This is a genomic window from Shewanella japonica (genome assembly GCF_002075795.1).
Classification (GTDB): domain Bacteria; phylum Pseudomonadota; class Gammaproteobacteria; order Enterobacterales; family Shewanellaceae; genus Shewanella; species Shewanella japonica.
In genome coordinates this window covers 2,699,124-2,715,304 of record NZ_CP020472.1, presented here as the reverse complement: position 1 = coordinate 2,715,304, position 16,181 = coordinate 2,699,124, and the positions used below count along the sequence as shown (strand labels likewise).

Annotated in this window: 15 protein-coding genes; 7 read left to right on the top strand and 8 right to left on the bottom strand. The window is 38.8% G+C overall.

Translation table 11 applies throughout. From position 1 onward, the window contains the following. Positions 1-6: 6 nt before the first annotated feature. Positions 7-672 carry a septum site-determining protein MinC gene (gene minC / locus SJ2017_RS11540; RefSeq protein ID WP_080915856.1) on the bottom strand — a complete coding sequence of 222 codons (666 nt, stop codon included), beginning with the start codon at positions 670-672 and terminating at the stop codon, positions 7-9. Between the two features lie 120 nt (positions 673-792). On the opposite strand from minC, the gene SJ2017_RS11535 reads away from it, so the two are divergent. The 3 genes from SJ2017_RS11535 (at position 793) to SJ2017_RS11525 (ending at position 2,711) form a co-directional block, all read left to right on the top strand. Further along, positions 793-1,071 (top strand): YcgL domain-containing protein, encoded by a 279-nt coding sequence (locus SJ2017_RS11535; RefSeq protein WP_055023200.1) that lies wholly within the window; start codon positions 793-795, stop codon positions 1,069-1,071. Positions 1,072-1,254: 183 nt separating this feature from the next. After that, positions 1,255-2,229: a lytic murein transglycosylase gene (locus SJ2017_RS11530; protein ID WP_080915855.1), complete on the top strand. Its 975-nt coding sequence runs from the start codon at positions 1,255-1,257 to the stop codon at positions 2,227-2,229. A gap of 41 nt (positions 2,230-2,270) precedes the next feature. Next, the gene (locus SJ2017_RS11525) at positions 2,271-2,711 is read left to right on the top strand and encodes a YcgN family cysteine cluster protein (protein WP_055023198.1); all 441 of its coding nucleotides are present in this window, start codon (positions 2,271-2,273) and stop codon (positions 2,709-2,711) included. Positions 2,712-2,811: 100 nt separating this feature from the next. Here SJ2017_RS11525 and dsbB read toward each other — a convergent pair whose 3' ends face one another. Next, positions 2,812-3,327: a disulfide bond formation protein DsbB gene (gene dsbB, locus SJ2017_RS11520; RefSeq protein ID WP_080915854.1), complete on the bottom strand. Its 516-nt coding sequence runs from the start codon at positions 3,325-3,327 to the stop codon at positions 2,812-2,814. Positions 3,328-3,409: 82 nt separating this feature from the next. Next, positions 3,410-5,002 carry a sodium/proton antiporter NhaB gene (gene nhaB, locus SJ2017_RS11515; RefSeq protein WP_080915853.1) on the bottom strand — a complete coding sequence of 531 codons (1,593 nt, stop codon included), beginning with the start codon at positions 5,000-5,002 and terminating at the stop codon, positions 3,410-3,412. 459 nt (positions 5,003-5,461) lie between these two features. On the opposite strand from nhaB, the gene fadR reads away from it, so the two are divergent. Continuing rightward, positions 5,462-6,178 carry a fatty acid metabolism transcriptional regulator FadR gene (fadR, locus tag SJ2017_RS11510; protein WP_372036970.1) on the top strand — a complete coding sequence of 239 codons (717 nt, stop codon included), beginning with the start codon at positions 5,462-5,464 and terminating at the stop codon, positions 6,176-6,178. A gap of 78 nt (positions 6,179-6,256) precedes the next feature. On the opposite strand, the gene SJ2017_RS11505 is transcribed toward fadR, so the two are convergent. From SJ2017_RS11505 to sodB, 4 genes are all read right to left on the bottom strand, one after another. Next, positions 6,257-7,798 (bottom strand): SpoVR family protein, encoded by a 1,542-nt coding sequence (locus SJ2017_RS11505; RefSeq protein WP_080915852.1) that lies wholly within the window; start codon positions 7,796-7,798, stop codon positions 6,257-6,259. A 10-nt stretch (positions 7,799-7,808) separates the two neighbouring features. Next, a complete protein-coding gene (locus SJ2017_RS11500) occupies positions 7,809-9,080 on the bottom strand; it encodes a YeaH/YhbH family protein (protein ID WP_080915851.1) in 1,272 nt (423 codons plus the stop codon). Between the two features lie 94 nt (positions 9,081-9,174). After that, on the bottom strand, positions 9,175-11,109 hold the full coding sequence (locus SJ2017_RS11495; RefSeq protein WP_080915850.1) for a PrkA family serine protein kinase: 1,935 nt from the start codon (positions 11,107-11,109) through the stop codon (positions 9,175-9,177). A 333-nt stretch (positions 11,110-11,442) separates the two neighbouring features. Beyond that, positions 11,443-12,027: a superoxide dismutase [Fe] gene (gene sodB, locus SJ2017_RS11490; RefSeq protein WP_065107969.1), complete on the bottom strand. Its 585-nt coding sequence runs from the start codon at positions 12,025-12,027 to the stop codon at positions 11,443-11,445. A gap of 237 nt (positions 12,028-12,264) precedes the next feature. Between sodB and SJ2017_RS11485 the strand changes: the two genes are divergently transcribed. Further along, positions 12,265-12,606: a Grx4 family monothiol glutaredoxin gene (locus tag SJ2017_RS11485; RefSeq protein WP_065107970.1), complete on the top strand. Its 342-nt coding sequence runs from the start codon at positions 12,265-12,267 to the stop codon at positions 12,604-12,606. Between the two features lie 151 nt (positions 12,607-12,757). On the opposite strand, the gene SJ2017_RS11480 is transcribed toward SJ2017_RS11485, so the two are convergent. After that, a complete protein-coding gene (locus SJ2017_RS11480) occupies positions 12,758-13,987 on the bottom strand; it encodes a uracil-xanthine permease family protein (RefSeq protein ID WP_080915849.1) in 1,230 nt (409 codons plus the stop codon). A 205-nt stretch (positions 13,988-14,192) separates the two neighbouring features. Here SJ2017_RS11480 and SJ2017_RS11475 point away from each other — a divergent pair, with 205 nt between their 5' ends. Further along, positions 14,193-15,311: a DUF2066 domain-containing protein gene (locus tag SJ2017_RS11475; RefSeq protein ID WP_080915848.1), complete on the top strand. Its 1,119-nt coding sequence runs from the start codon at positions 14,193-14,195 to the stop codon at positions 15,309-15,311. A 152-nt stretch (positions 15,312-15,463) separates the two neighbouring features. Then, positions 15,464-16,174, top strand: a complete 711-nt coding sequence (hda, locus tag SJ2017_RS11470; protein ID WP_055023189.1) for a DnaA inactivator Hda — start codon at positions 15,464-15,466, stop codon at positions 16,172-16,174. Positions 16,175-16,181: the final 7 nt, after the last annotated feature.

The window sequence follows — 16,181 nt, the reverse complement described above, 5'->3', positions numbered from 1 at the left end:
TGCCAACTATTGAGGCAATGATTCAACCATGAGTGTTTCGTCATTAAGACGAACACAACCGCGTTGATCGCTACAATGCTGCTGCAAATGTTCTGCTAGCCAATATTGTCCAGCAATTGATACTAATTCGGCGTCAAGGCTATTGGCTATGATGATGCTATTGCGATCACCTGAAGCTCCCGCCATTGCTTTACCTCGTAAAGCGCCATATATATGAATGCTACCATCCGCAATCACTTCTGCGCCATTACCAACCGCACCAAAAATGACTAAGTCAGCATTTTTTGCATAAATTTGCTGCCCTGAACGTACATTTTGTTTAATGATTTTGGTTTCTTTGGTTGGGGCTGGCATATTCTTGGCTTGTTTGCCCGATTTAACGACTGCAAGGCCTAACGATTTTGCTTGTTTACTAATATCATCGTTTGCAGATGTTACACCAACGATGATTAATTGGTTATCAGTAAGAAGTTGTTTTAATGCAGCAAGATTAACGTCGTGTTGTTCTATCGCACTTAAATTTAAAATTAATGGTGCGCCGATAAAGAATTGCGGTGCTTGAGATAGCTTTCTGTCTAAATCAGCAGCTATCGCACTTATATCGTGTGTATTGATATGAAGAACTGAAAGAGTAAAAGAGGTCGCTTTGAGCTCAAGACTTTGTGTGGCCATCCAGGCGTTAATCTCCAAAAATTTCAGTGTGTGAACTGATTTGCAATTAAATTATGACTGTCCATGTTATAGTGTGCGTTGTTGACTATCAAGCAAGAAACATAGGAATTTAACTTCAAAATGATATGCGCAGTATATAAAAGCAGCCGAAAAATTGATACTTACTTATTCGTTGAAAAACGTGATGTTTTTGACGCTGTACCTGAAGCATTAATGCAAATGTTTGGCACTCCAAAATTGGTTATGATGGTGCCTTTATCCAAACGTACTGAGTTAGCGATGGCTGATATTGAGAAGGTCAAATCAGAATTAGCTGATAAAGGCTTTTATTTACAAATCCCGCCTCCTGTCACGAATTTGTTAGATGAACACAGAAAAAGTTTAGGGATAAAAGACTAGCGTAGCCTGTTATTACAGTGATAGTTTATTGGTCTGAAAAGCGTTTTTTTAAATGATATAAAATTTACAATAGCTTGTTTTTAATACAGTTATCAATTTTAGTATTTCGACGTTAACACAAATGTGTTAACGTTTAGTTAATAAGAACAAAAACAGCAGTAATGAGTTAACTTAGGACATTTTATGATTGGGAAGATCATTTCATCAGTAGTCATCTCTCTGATTACTTTTAACATTGCTCATGCACAGCAAACCGTTACTTTCGATGATTATTTAGCTTCATTAAAAGACAAAGCAATACAGGCTGGTGTTTCACAAAATACTATTAATAAACACTTTTCGAAAATAAAAGTGTTTAAACGTGCCACTGTTAACGGCGCTGATAAGAGCATTAATCTAGAAAGTTATATTCCACAAAATGCACCTGAAATAACAGTCAGCACTGCTAGGGTAATGTTTAAAGAACAAGAAGATGCGTTAATTACGCTGGGTGACCGTTACGGTGTTCAGCCTCGTTTTCTCGTCGCCTTATGGGGAATGACATCAGAATTTGGTGAACAGAAGGGGAATTTTCCTATTTTATCTGTCACTGCTTCTAACGCTTATTCAGGTGTAAAAGAACAGTTTTACATCGATGAGTTTATCGCAGCACTGCAAATTATCGATAGCCAACAAGTTACCTATGAGCAATTAATTGGTTCCTCAACAGGTGCTATGGGTCATATGCAGTTAATGCCATCTCAATATCTAGCCTATGCCCAGGATGGCAATGGAGATGGAAACAAAGACATTTGGAACAACCAATTTGACGCTTTTGCTACTGCAGCTGCAATGCTTAAAGATACCGGATGGAAAAACGATGAAACTTGGGGAAGACAAGTTAGTTCAGTTAATCCAGTTCCGCAGTATCTGATTGGTGCTGACCACACTCAAACATTTAATGAGTGGCAAGAGCTGGGCGTTCGTCGATACAACGGCAATGATTTACCTAAACGTGATGACATGCAAGTGTCTTTCTTAATGCCTGATGGCGAGAAGGGCCGAGAGTATCTGGTTTATAATAATTTCCGACTGCTGCAAGCTTGGTCAAAGAAAGAACATTTCTTACTGACTGTGACCTATCTATCTGAACGAATCAAAAATCCTCCTATTAAATAATGATACAATACTGGAATTGTAAGTTATTACCGTATTGAACTATGTCTTTTTGGGTTGAAAAAAAGCTTAACCAACTTACCACCGTGCAATGGGAGTCATTGTGCGATGGTTGTGGTAAGTGTTGTCTGAATAAGTTAATTGATGATGAAACCGAGGATCTGTATTACACAGATGCTGCTTGTCATCTACTCGATGATGATACGTGCGCCTGTCGTCATTATCCTGAACGATTTAAATATGTGCCAGCTTGTACAGCGATTACCGTCGATAATATTGCAGAGTTAACTTGGTTGCCTGACTCTTGTGCTTATAAGCGTCTGCACGATGGCAGGGAGCTTCCTTCTTGGCATCCATTATTAACCGGTTCAAAAGAGGCAATGCACGCAGCGGGTATCTCAGTTAAGGGGAAAACCATTAACGAGAAACGAGTTAAAGATGTTTTTGACCATATTGTTCTGTGGCCCTTGAAAGACCTAGATTAACCCTACGGGGTAGAACAAGTGAAGTTAGGTTCGATTGACCACAAAAAAAAGCACTCTGATTGAGTGCTTTTTCTTTTATAAACGAATCAACTTCGTGGTGTTAGCTGCGCTTTAATGGTTTTATTGCTGGAAATAACATCACCGCCAGAACGAGTAGATAGATAACAAAAGTGACAACCATCCACTGCGCCATACTCACTGACAAAAATGTCCAAGGATCATCGCTACACATACCCGTTGGAGAAAAGACCGAAGGCAGCCACTGATCTAATGGCATCCAAGTTGGAAACTCTGGGAAAAACGAACAAGTAGAAAATGGTGATGGATTAACTTGTAATTCATTTAACTCAAGCGATAACGATAAGCCCCAAACGCCGCTGACTCCCCAACCAATGAGACCAAGAAAGCGAGTTAACCAGAATTTAGGTGCTAAGGCGCCTATAATTCCTGCAATGATTAACCCTAATACAGCCACACGTACATAGATACACATGACACAAGGGTCTAATTCCATTACGTACTGAAAGAATAATGCAGCTGCTTCTAGGCCTATTGCGGATAAAAGTAGCATTAGCCATGCAGTACGCGAACGAGTAAATTCCTGTAAACCAGTCAAATCAATCTCCTGTCGATTTATGACGATAAAAAAACACCCTCGATTGAGGGTGTTTTCAGGTCAAACTTAATTCAAATTGGCATTAATGTCCAACCGAAATTCCACCAATATCTTTGGCTGAATGGTGAATAATGATTTGATTATCATAATAGTATTGCGTCATATCGGTTAAGAAACCTGATTCAATTGCAATAATACCGACGATAGATAACACAATCGTATAAGGCAAAGCCATCCAAACCATACGGCCGTATGACAATCTAACTAATGGTGCTAATGCAGACGTTAATAAGAACAAGAATGCGGCTTGGCCGTTTGGTGTTGCCACTGAAGGTAGATTAGTACCTGTGTTAATTGCAACGGCAAGTAAGTCAAATTGATCGCGGGTGATTTGACCATTGATAAGAGCGGCTTTAACTTCGTTAATATAAACTGTTCCGACAAAGACGTTATCACTCACCATGGACAGTAATCCATTGGCAATATAGAAGATAACAAGTTGCGCGTTTCCTTCAAAGCTTAATGCCCATTGAATCACTGGCGCGAATAAGTGTTGGTCAATGATTACGCCGACAACAGCAAAAAACACGGCTAATAGTGCTGTAAAGGGTAAGGCTTCTTCAAATGCTTTACCCAATGCATGTTCATCTGTAACGCCATTAAATGCTGTGGTTAAAATAATCACAGATAAACCAATCAGTCCGACAGAAGCTAAATGGAATGCAAGACCAATAACTAGCCAAACCCCTACCAATGCTTGAACAAGTAACTTCACTTTATCCGCTTTAGTACGATTTTGATCTTCGTAATCTGAATAGTCACTTAGAATTTTATGAACAGCATCTGGTAATTGTGCACCATAGCTGAATAATTTAAATTTCTCGACCAAGAAACAGGTTGTAATACCAGCAATAAACACAGGCATAGTGACTGGTGACATGCGAAGGAAAAACTCACTAAACTGCCAGTGCGCTTGCGCTGCAATGATCAAGTTTTGTGGTTCACCAACCATAGTACATACACCACCAAGTGCTGTACCAACACCTGAATGCATCAGCAAGTTACGTAGAAAACCACGGAAAGCTTCAAGTTCTTCATCGTTAAGTTGTTCACGCTCTTCTGAAGTATGATCATGCTCTTTGTCACAGCTAAAGTCTTTGCCTGAGGCAACTTTATGATAAATAGAGTAGAACCCGACTGCGACCGCAATGATGACGGCAATAACAGTTAAAGCGTCTAAAAATGCGGAAAGGAAAGCGGAAGATACGCAAAACATCATTGAAACAATGATTTTAGAGCGTACTTTAGTGATCATTTTGGTGAATACAAAAAGAAGCAACTGCTTCATGAAGTAAATACCAGCAACCATAAATATGAGTAGCAATAAAACTTCTAAGTTTGCTTCTATCTCATGCAGTACCTGTGTTGGGGAAGTCATGCCAATCATGACTGCCTGTATCGCTAGTAAACCACCAGGCTGAAGTGGGTAGCACTTCAATGCCATAGCTAAGGTAAAAATAAATTCTATTACTAATACCCACCCGGCAACGAACGGACTGACTAAAAAGAATAAAAGGGGATTTATTACAAGAAACGATAATATTGCGTATTTGTACCATTTTGGGGAGTTACCCAAAAAGTTACTAAAAAACGCAGCACCAGTGGTTGACGGCATAATAGCCTCTCCAGTTATGAATTTACGATAGTGAATTTTTGAGGAAGGAATTTTGTAGACCAATTTAAGCCAAAACAAAAACTGCTGTTATGGTTGGTGATTTTGCCCCTAAACTATTTTGTCTAATGATTGCAAAATGACAAAGCTTAACTCTATTTACGTTGTTGTTTTATATTGCTTTTATTTGATGTTTCAAAATTCGTTAGTTGTACCACTAACTTACATCCATTAATTTTCGCGCTAGTTTAGCGCAAACGGTTTCTATTGTAATGCGAATTAATTTTTGGGACGAAAAAAAATAACGAATATAACTCCTATCTCACATTCTTCACCTGTATCGTCTGTTTATTCACCAATAACGTTGAAGAACAGTGTGTTTGACCTTTATCAATAGTGCCTATTTGGAATACCTCTGGTATGATCAGTTCATTGAGTAATCACAGGATGTTCAAGTTGACAATTATCAATGCAAAAGGTCCTGCAAGTTTTGCAGAGAAGTATATCGTCCGTTCTATTTGGGAAAATAAATTCCCACCAGGTTCAATTTTACCTGCTGAGCGAGAACTATCAGAGTTAATTGGTGTCACTAGAACCACGTTACGTGAAGTACTTCAACGATTAGCACGTGATGGCTGGCTTAAGATTCAGCATGGTAAACCAACCCAAGTAAATAACTTTTGGGAAACATCAGGGCTAAATATTCTTGAGACTATTGCCGATCTTAATCCGGATGGTTTTCCGTTATTGGTCGATCAATTGTTATCAGCAAGGGCGAACGTCAGTGCGATTTATTTTCGTGGTGCTGTTCGAAATAACCCTGAAAAAGCGCAAGAAGTATTAGCCAAAATTCATGAGTTAGAAGAAACAGCTGAAGCGTATGCTGATTATGACTATGAATTACATCATGCTTTGGCTTTTTCATCCGGAAATCCACTTTATGTATTAATTCTTAACGGCTTTAAAGGCTTATACAGTCGTGTTGGTCGTTATTACTTTTCAAGCCAAGAAGCACGCACTATTGCGCTGGATTTTTATAAAGCGCTAGAAAAATTAGCTCAGGAAGGTAAATATACTGAAGTGCCTGCGCTGATGAAGTCCAACGGCATTAACAGTGGCATAATGTGGCAAAAGCTACGTGATGACATGCCTGCAGAAATTGCAAAAAACGATAAATAAAAATAGCAATTAAAAAACCAACCGAGAGGTTGGTTTTTTTGTTGGTGTTGAAAAAGGTGAACCATCAACCATTGCTATCTATAGTGTAGTCATTTTTTGCTGTTCTTCCTTTGTGGGACACTGAGCTAAGACTGTTGTTTTACCACTTGCATCAACTTGTTCAATGCTGACATCGAAGCCCCATAAACGATGTAAATGTTTTAACACTTCTTCATGACTCCCAGCTAGCGGTATTCGATTGTTTGGCACATACCGTAATGTTAATGACCGATCACCATTTATATCTACTCGTTGAACTTGGATGTTTGGTTCAAGGTTGGATAGATTATACTGCTGCGATAGTTTTTCACGAATGAGGTGGTAACCTCGATCATCGTGAATAGCTGATACTGATAATCGATTACAGCTGTCATCATCAAGAATACTGAATAATTTAAAATCACGGATCACTTTAGGCGAAAGGTATTGGCTGATAAAACTTTCATCTTTAAAGTTTTCCATCGCAAAGGTAACGGTTGTAAGCCAGTCACTGCCAGCGATATCAGGAAACCACTTTATATCTTCTTCAGTAGGGGATTCACATATTCTTCGGATATCTACAAACATGTTAAAGCCTAAAGCATAAGGGTTTATCCCACTATAATACGGACTGTTATACGCAGGTTGTGCGACAACCCCTGTGTGGCTTTGTAAGAACTCAAGCATGAACCTATCGGTAACAGTACCTTCATCAAACATGTGATTTAGGATGGTGTAATGCCAGAACGTTGCCCAGCCTTCATTCATGACTTGGGTTTGTTTTTGTGGGTAAAAATATTGCGCCATTTTTCTAACTATTCTTACAATTTCTCGCTGCCAAGGCTCAAGCAGTGGCGCATTTTTTTCAATAAAATAGAGAATATTTTCCTGTGGTTCATCAGGAAAGGATGCACTGTTTTCTTGTTGGTTTTCATCGAGGTTTTTAGGTACCGTTCGCCATAAGTCGTTCACCTGACTTTGTAAGTAGCTCTCACGATCTTTTTGACGCATTTGCTCTTCTTTAAACGACACCTCAGCGGGTCGCTTATATCGGTCCACACCATAATTCATTAGTGCATGGCAAGAATCTACAGTTAACTCGACTTGTTCCACTCCATATTTAAGCTCGCACTCATGAATGTAGTTTTTAGCAAAAACTAAATAGTCGATAATTGAACTTGCATCAGTCCAAGTTTTGAACAAATAGTTATTTTTAAAAAAACTGTTATGTCCAAAGCTTGCATGAGCCATCACCAAAGCTTGCATTGTGATGGTGTTTTCTTCCATTAAATAAGCAATACAAGGATCTGAGTTAATTACAATTTCATAGGCCAATCCCATTTGGCCACGACGGTAACCTTGTTCAGTTTCTATAAATCGTTTACCAAAAGACCAATGAGTGTAACCAATTGGCATACCAATACCTGCATATGCATCCATCATTTGCTCAGCAGTGATCACTTCAATTTGATTTGGGTAGCTATCGAGTTTATAAAAAGCAGCCACTTTTTCAATTTCAGTCATGTAAGCTTCAAGTAAATCAAAGCTCCAATCTGGCCCATCACTTAATGGCTGTTTTGCTTTGGCTTTATGATTCGTCATCATGTTCTCCTTAGCTAGGCTGCTTTTTAAATAACTCACGGAAAACAGGGTAGATATCATCCACCTCACGGATATGTTGCACTGCAATATTTGCATAATCTTGTTGTAGGTTTTCGTATTCTCGCCAAAGGGTTTGGTGGGCGCGTCGGGTAATTTCTATGTAACTGAAATAACGAGATACTGGTAAAATCTTTTCTGCTAAAACTTGTTTACAGACAGGGGAGTCATCAGCCCAATTGTCGCCGTCTGATGCCTGTGCTGCATAGATATTCCATTCATCGGCAGGGTAACGTTCCTGCTGGATTTCATGCATTAAATTCAATGCACTTGATACAATTGTGCCGCCTGTTTCTTGTGAATAAAAAAACTCATGCTCATCGACTTCTTTAGCTTGAGTATGATGGCGTATATAAACGACTTCTAAGTTTTTGTACGTTTGCGTTAGAAAAAGATATAACAAGATATAAAACCGCTTTGCCATGTCTTTAGTTGCTTGATCCATAGAACCTGAGACATCCATTAGGCAGAACATTACCGCTTGGCTTGAAGGTTTTTCACGCTTAGCAAAATTATTAAAACGTAAATCAAAACTATCTATAAAAGGAACGCTATCAATTTTTTTCTGTAAGTCGTCAATTTGTTGTTTTAAATCGATTATAACTTCAGCTTGGGTACCGGGAGTGTTTTCAAGATTTGATAACTCAGCTTTTAATTGTGCGAGTTTTTTCTTTTTTCCTGCGGTCATTGCAATGCGTCTTGCATGTGAAGACCGTAAAGAACGAACGATGTTTATATTGGCAGGTACACCGACATTGGTAAAACCGGCGCGGTAGGTTTCAAATTCCACCATTTGTTTGGCGTTGGTTTGCTGTAAGTCAGGCAGAGCCAAATCTTCAAATAGCAATTCTAGGTATTCATCATTTGATATCTCAAATAAAAACTCATCTTTACCTTCACCAGAATTTGATGCATCACCTTCGCCACTTCCTTCACCTGCACCACCACCTTTAGGGCGCTCGATTTGATCGCCTTGATTAAATTGGTCGTTGCCTGGGTGGACTCTTTCTCTTATGCCACCTTGTCCTTGATGAAAAATGGGCTCACTGATATCTCGTGTCGGAATACTGATCTTCTCGCCTTTATCAATGTCGGTCACGCTGCGGCGTGTCACTGCTTCACTGACAGACTTTTTGATTTGTTTTTTATATCGTTCAATAAATCGTTGACGGTTTACAGTGCTTTTACCTTTAGCGTTTAGGCGTCTATCAATAAAATTTGCCATACTCAGCTCCTAATGTAGCTCGTTAAAAGATGGCCTTATGAGGGCAACTTTCAGATGAAAATCGCCCACAACGACTAGGCTCACTAAGCGACATTTATGATGACTTACGGACTCTTAAGTACCATTCTGATAGCAGTCTTACTTGTTTTTGGGTATAGCCTTTTTCCATCATTCGGTTGATAAAATCATCATGCTTACGTTGATCGTCAGCAGATGTTTTCGCATTAAATGAAATAACGGGGAGTAAATCTTCGGTGTTAGAAAACATTTTTTTCTCAATCACCACTCGTAGTTTTTCGTAACTTGTCCAAAGTGGGTTGTTGCCTTCATTATTGGCACGTGCACGAAGAACAAAGTTAACGATTTCATTTCGAAAATCTTTAGGGTTACTTATTCCTGCAGGCTTTTCAATTTTCTCAAGTTCGGCATTTAAAGCTGATCTATCGAACAGTTGGCCTGTTTCTGGGTCTCTGAACTCTTGATCTTGAATCCAGAAATCAGCATAGGTGACGTACCTATCGAAAATATTTTGGCCATATTCGGAATAGGATTCTAAATAGGCAGTTTGAATTTCTTTTCCGATAAATTCGACATATTTAGGAATTAGATACCCTTTTAAAAACTCTAAATACTTTTCACTGATTTCGTTAGGGAATTGTTCTTGCTCGATTTGTTTTTCGAGGACATAAAACAGATGCACAGGGTTAGCTGCAATTTCTGTATCGTCGAAGTTGAATACTCGAGATAGTATCTTGAACGCAAAGCGGGTTGATAACCCGTTCATGCCTTCGTCGACGCCTGCATAATCACGATACTCTTGAAAGGATTTTGCTTTGGGATCGGTATCTTTCAATGTCTCGCCGTTATACACGCGCATTTTTGAATAGATTGACGAGTTCTCTGGTGCTTTTAGACGGGATAAAATACTAAATTGCGCTAAGGTTTCTAGTGTTCCAGGTGCACAAGGCGCTTTAGATAACTCGGAGTTTGATAACAGTTTTTGGTAAATTTCAATTTCTTCGGATACACGTAAACAATATGGCACTTTAACGATATAAACCCTATCTAAAAATGCTTCATTATTTTTATTGTTCCTAAACGTTGTCCACTCAGATTCGTTCGAATGAGCCAATATCATACCGTTGTAGGGAAGGGCCGATAATCCCTCTGTTCCGTTATAATTACCTTCTTGAGTGGCTGTTAATAGTGGATGCAGTACCTTTATCGGTGCTTTAAACATCTCAACGAATTCCATCACACCTTGGTTTGCTCGACATAAAGCCCCAGAATAGGCATAGGCATCGGCATCATCTTGTGAGAAGTGTTCAAGCTGACGAATATCTACTTTACCGACTAATGCCGATATATCTTGGTTATTTTCATCTCCTGGTTCAGTTTTAGCGATTGCAGTTTGATCAAGAATAGAAGGATATACTTTAACTACTTTAAATTTAGTAATATCGCCACCAAACTCATGTAACCGTTTCACTGCCCAAGGTGACATGATGGTTTTAATGTATCGAGTAGGAATATTATATTCTTTGCTTAGTAGTTCTCCGTCTTCTTCTGCGTCAAATAAACACAGTGGACTATCGTTAACAGGACTACGCACGCCATTTGCCGTTAAAATAAAAATCGGTACTTTTTGCATGAGTGACTTAAGTTTTTCTGCTAAAGATGACTTACCGCCACCAACTGGCCCTAGTAGATAAAGTATTTGTTTAGACTCTTCTAATCCTTGAGCTGAATGTTTTAAGTAAGAAACAATTTGTTCAATTGATTCTTCCATCCCATAGAAATCTTTAAAACTTGGATAGTGAGTAATAAGTCGGTTTGAAAAAATACGACTTAAAACAGGATCTTTTGATGTATCAATTGTTTCAGACTCACCAATTGCCATTAGCATTCTTTCGGCGGCTGAAACATACGCACTTCTGTCTTCCTTACAGATTTCAAGAAACTGTTGTAATGAATATTCTTCATCTAGCTTTTGTTCATAACGTTGTTGGAAATGTTCGAATATGCCCATAAGAAACCCCTTGAAACTTAGCAGAAAGAAAGTATGTGATAGCGCATGTTTGGTTTGTTTTTACGGTGACATTTGACTGTCTTAAATGAGTAAATAAACCCACTTGCTAAATTAAGTCTAGGCTAGAGATTTGAACTTGGCGAGAAATTAGAAATAAAAATTATCAATAAAAACAATGATAAACAGTTGCAATTGCAACTGTTGCAAAAGTTTTATTTAACTATAAATGCGTTTGGTATTAGATGGGTAAATGAAAAATATCTCATTTTGAGTAATAAAAAAGGAGCCAATAGGCTCCTTTTACTTCATCTCAATTGTTACTTTGTGGGTAGATTAACCCGCGAAGTTTGCGTTAACGAAATCCCAGTTAACAAGTTCCCAGAACGCAGCCATGTAGTTAGGGCGAACGTTACGGTAATCGATGTAGTAAGCATGTTCCCAAACATCAACTGTTAGTAGTGATGTTACTGACTCGTCAGTTAACGGAGTAGCAGCATTGCTAGTGTTAACAATAGAAACAGTACCGTCAGCATTTTTTACTAACCAAGTCCAAGCGCTACCGAAGTTGTTTACAGCAGAATCTGTAAACTTAGCTTTGAACTCTTCGAAAGAACCGAAAGCTGCGTTAATTGCATCAGCGATAGGACCAGTAGGTGCGCCGCCAGCATTTGGAGCTAAACAGTTCCAGTAGAAAGTGTGGTTCCAGATTTGAGCAGCGTTGTTGAACATGCCACCAGTAGAAGTTTTAACAACTTCTTCTAATGTTTTGTTAGCAAATTCAGTACCTTCAACAAGACCATTAAGCTTAACAACGTAAGTGTTGTGATGCTTACCGTAGTGATATTCAATAGTCTCTTCAGAAATGTGTGGTGCAAGTGCGTTCTTAGCATATGGTAATGCTGGTAATTCGAAAGCCATTATTATCTCTCCATGGACATAGGTTATCGTTATTTTATGAGTACCACTTAGGCATCATTGCTCTGCCGACATTGTACTTAAAATTTTTGTGATGTGAATCATTGTTTGATGAATAATGTCGATAGTGACCATCTAAAAAAGCGTTTTTTATTATAACCCTACAAACTGTGGGATTTTGTTATGGCTCAGGGTCGAGTACAATGGGTCAAGATTATTAAGTTGCACTTAGGAATTACAATGGAAACAGTAGACAAGATTAAACAGCAAATCAGTGAAAACCCAATTATTTTATATATGAAAGGTTCTCCAAAGTTACCAAGCTGTGGTTTTTCATCTCAAGTCGCTCAAGTTATGATTAACTGTGGAGAGCAGTTTGCATTCGTTGATATTTTACAGCATCCAGATATCCGTGCTGAATTACCAAAATTTGCTAACTGGCCAACATTTCCACAATTGTGGGTTGAAGGTGAATTAATTGGTGGTTGTGACATCATCACTGAAATGTACCAAAAAGGCGAATTACAGCCAATTATCAAAGAAACTGCTGATAAGTTCCGTACTGAAGAAGGCGCTGAGTAAGCTTCAGATTATGCTATAGCCTGCACTATTGCATAAATTATAGTTTCTATGCTTGGTTCATATCGGTTGCCGTTAATGGCCAGATACAAAAAAACCTAAAGTGTTTTCACTTTAGGTTTTTTATTGTCTATTTTACTGTTTGTTTTCTCTTTTATGGCGCTTTAGTTGTTTCGGGGGTTTTAGGTAAAATTAGGTTCATTACAATGGCAACTAAGCCACATAAACTTATCCCAGTTAAACTAAATTCTCCGATACCGAAAGCCATACCACCAATACCAAATACTAATGTCACTCCCACAATACTTAAATTACGTGGTTCGTTTAAGTCAACTTGGTTACGAATTAACGTACCGAGCCCCACAGCTGCAATAGAACCGAAAAGCAAACACATGATGCCGCCCATCACGGGTAATGGAATGGTTTGCATGAGCGCACCTAATTTTCCTATAAAGGCTAAACAGATAGCGGTAATCGCTGTCCAAGTCATAATTCTAGGATCGAAGTTTTTAGTAAGCGTCACTGCGCCAGTCACTTCTGAGTAGGTTGTATTCGGTGGTCCACCAAAAGCGGACGCTGCCATTGTTGCAACACCATCGCCAGTAAGCGTGCGATGTAACCCAGGTTTTTTCATGTAATCTTTGCCAGTTACGTTAGATATTGCTAACAGATCACCGATATGTTCAACCGCTGGAGCAATAGCAACTGGGATCATAAAGAGGATGGCTTGCCAGTGAAACTCTGGTGCGACAAAATTTGGCATGGCAAGCCAAGCAGCTTGATGAACTGGGGAGAAGTCTACAATTCCGAAAAATAAACTAAGACCATAACCAACAAGAATACCTGCTAGGATTGGCATTAATTTCAATACCCCTTTGGCAAATACTGCTACAGCGACTGTGGTTGCCAATGACATTAATGCAATAAACAGTGCGATGTTAGGCTCGACCAGCACTGTACTCCCATCGCCCGTTTTACCCAATGCCATATTCACAGCCATAGGTGCAAGGCCTAAACCGATAATAATAATCACCGGACCGACAACGACAGGCGGTAAGAGTTTATGAATAAAACCGCTGCCTTTCACTTTAACTAAAGCACCTAAAATGACATAAACAAAACCTGCTACCATCAGCCCGCCCATGGTGGCAGGTATTCCCCAGGTTTGTACGCCGTACATAATCGGGGCGATAAAGGCAAAGGATGATGCGAGAAATATTGGAACTTGTCTTTTAGTGATGACCTGAAAGATTAGGGTACCGATACCCGCAGTGAAAAGGGCAACACTCGTATCTAAACCACTCAGTAATGGCATCAATACTAATGCACCAAAGGCCACAAATAACATTTGCGCACCTTGTAAAGGAATGAATAAACGGTTCATAAGCCGGTAGGTATCCTGTCTCGTTTTAATTATTCAGTAAGATAGGCCATAAAGGGGTAAATGTCTGTAATACAAATCAAGTTTAATCAGAGTTATTCGAATAATTTCAATAATAAATCTGCTTATATTGTCTTGGTTATCTCATTCTAGTCATAAAAATAATATGCTACACTTCTGATCATTATTACTTTTTTATGATTTTTATATGCCAAAATTTTTATTACAAATTTTGTTATTTGTCCTGCTTTCAGTAGGATTAACAACAAGTAGCATGTCTGCTGAAGTCGGCTTATTAGATGAAGCGGATATTGTTGTCTCTTCACGTGCTAAATCTGAACGTCAACAAGCATTAAAAACGGCACTTTCCGCTGTATTTGTAAAAAATTCCGGTTTACCTTCTGCAGTTTCACATCCATTAGTAAAGGCTCAGATTAACCAGCCTGAAGTGTTATTGACTCAATATGGTTACAGTGAAATTGACGATGAGTTAGTCCTAAAAGCTAACTTTGATCATAAAAGAATTATTTCAACACTTCGCCAGGCTGAGTTACCTGTTTGGGGCAAGCAACGTCCTTTAACCCTATTGTGGGTGTCAATTGAAGACAATGGCGAGCGTCATATCTTGTCTGACATTTCTGATATGGATACTCGTACTCAAATTGAGCTGGAATCAAGCAATAAAGGCATTCCCGTTATTTTGCCCTTGATGGACTTAGACGATGTGATGAAAATCAATGTCTCTGACGTCCGAGGTATGTTTACTGATGTTGTTTCTGAAGCCTCAAAGCGTTACCGCGCAGATTATTTTGCTATTGCGGATATGGATCAAGTCGGCGGATTTGTTCGCTTTCAAGTTTCGTTATTTGATAAAGAAAGTGACTCAGCTGTAATGCAACCGCTTATTCATCATCAGGCTGAAGTGATTGATTATGAAACGGCTACTAATCAAATATTATCAACACTTGCCGAGTACTTTGTTAGCCAATATGCCTTTGCTGATAGTGGTAATAGTGCAACGACACATTTGTCGTTAGTTGGTGTCCAAAATATGGCTCAGTTAGTCGAGATTGAAGCTTATTTAAACCAATTAAGTGCAATAAAATCTGTCAGTTTACATCAGTTTAAAGCAGATACAGTGACTTATAAATTATCACTATTTGGTACTGCTGATGATTTACAGAAATTACTGAATATCAATAAAAGATTGACCCAACTTGATACACTAAATCAGTCTGAACCCGTTGACGCTGTGTTACCAAACCCAGAGTCAGAGGAAGACTTTAAGACGGAACTAACAGAAACATTGATATATCAGTGGCATTAAGTGTTAGCAATTGCTGATTTATTCAGCGTTGAAGTGGGAAAGTTGATCTTAGTGTGTTTAGGGAACCTTTAACGCTTAGTTATTCAACAGCAGTTATTAACTTGGCTGTGTTATACTTTACTTTGCTTGTTTTATTATTAGAGAATTTTTGAGTGACCCAAAACTCACCAAAACAATTATCATTGCCTGTATATTTACCTGACGATGAAACTTTTCAAAGTTATTACCCCGCTGTGGGGAATGATGAATTGATTCAAAAACTGCAAGCGACTGCTGAAGGCAGTTTATCGTCAAGTATGTATTTGTTTGGACCGGTTAAGTCAGGTCGTACACATTTAATGCACGCTGCTTGTGCCCATGCCAATGAGCTTGATAGACGAACCCTGTATATTCCCTTAGGTATTCATGCCAGTATTTCTCCTGCTTTGTTCGAAGGTGTGGAATCGCTACAATTAATTTGTATTGATGACATAGATGCTATTGCGGGTCACCCTATCTGGGAAGAAGCGTTATTTCATTTATACAATCGTGTCGCTGAGCAGCCTGACTGTCGATTAATCGTTAGCGGCAGTTCATCACCCACAGAAGCTGGCTTTGCATTACCAGATTTAATATCTCGAATGCAGTGGGGACTTATTTATCAATTACAGCCCATGGCTGATGAAGAAAAGTTAGTCGCACTCCAACGTCGTGCTGCAATGCGTGGATTGCAATTATCTGATGAAGTCGGGCGTTTTTTGTTAACTAGAATGGCACGTGATTTACGTACCTTGTTTGATGTATTAGATAAGTTAGATAAAGCCTCGATGGTACATCAAAGAAAATTAACGATTCCATTTATCAAAGAAATGCTGAGACTATAATAAATAA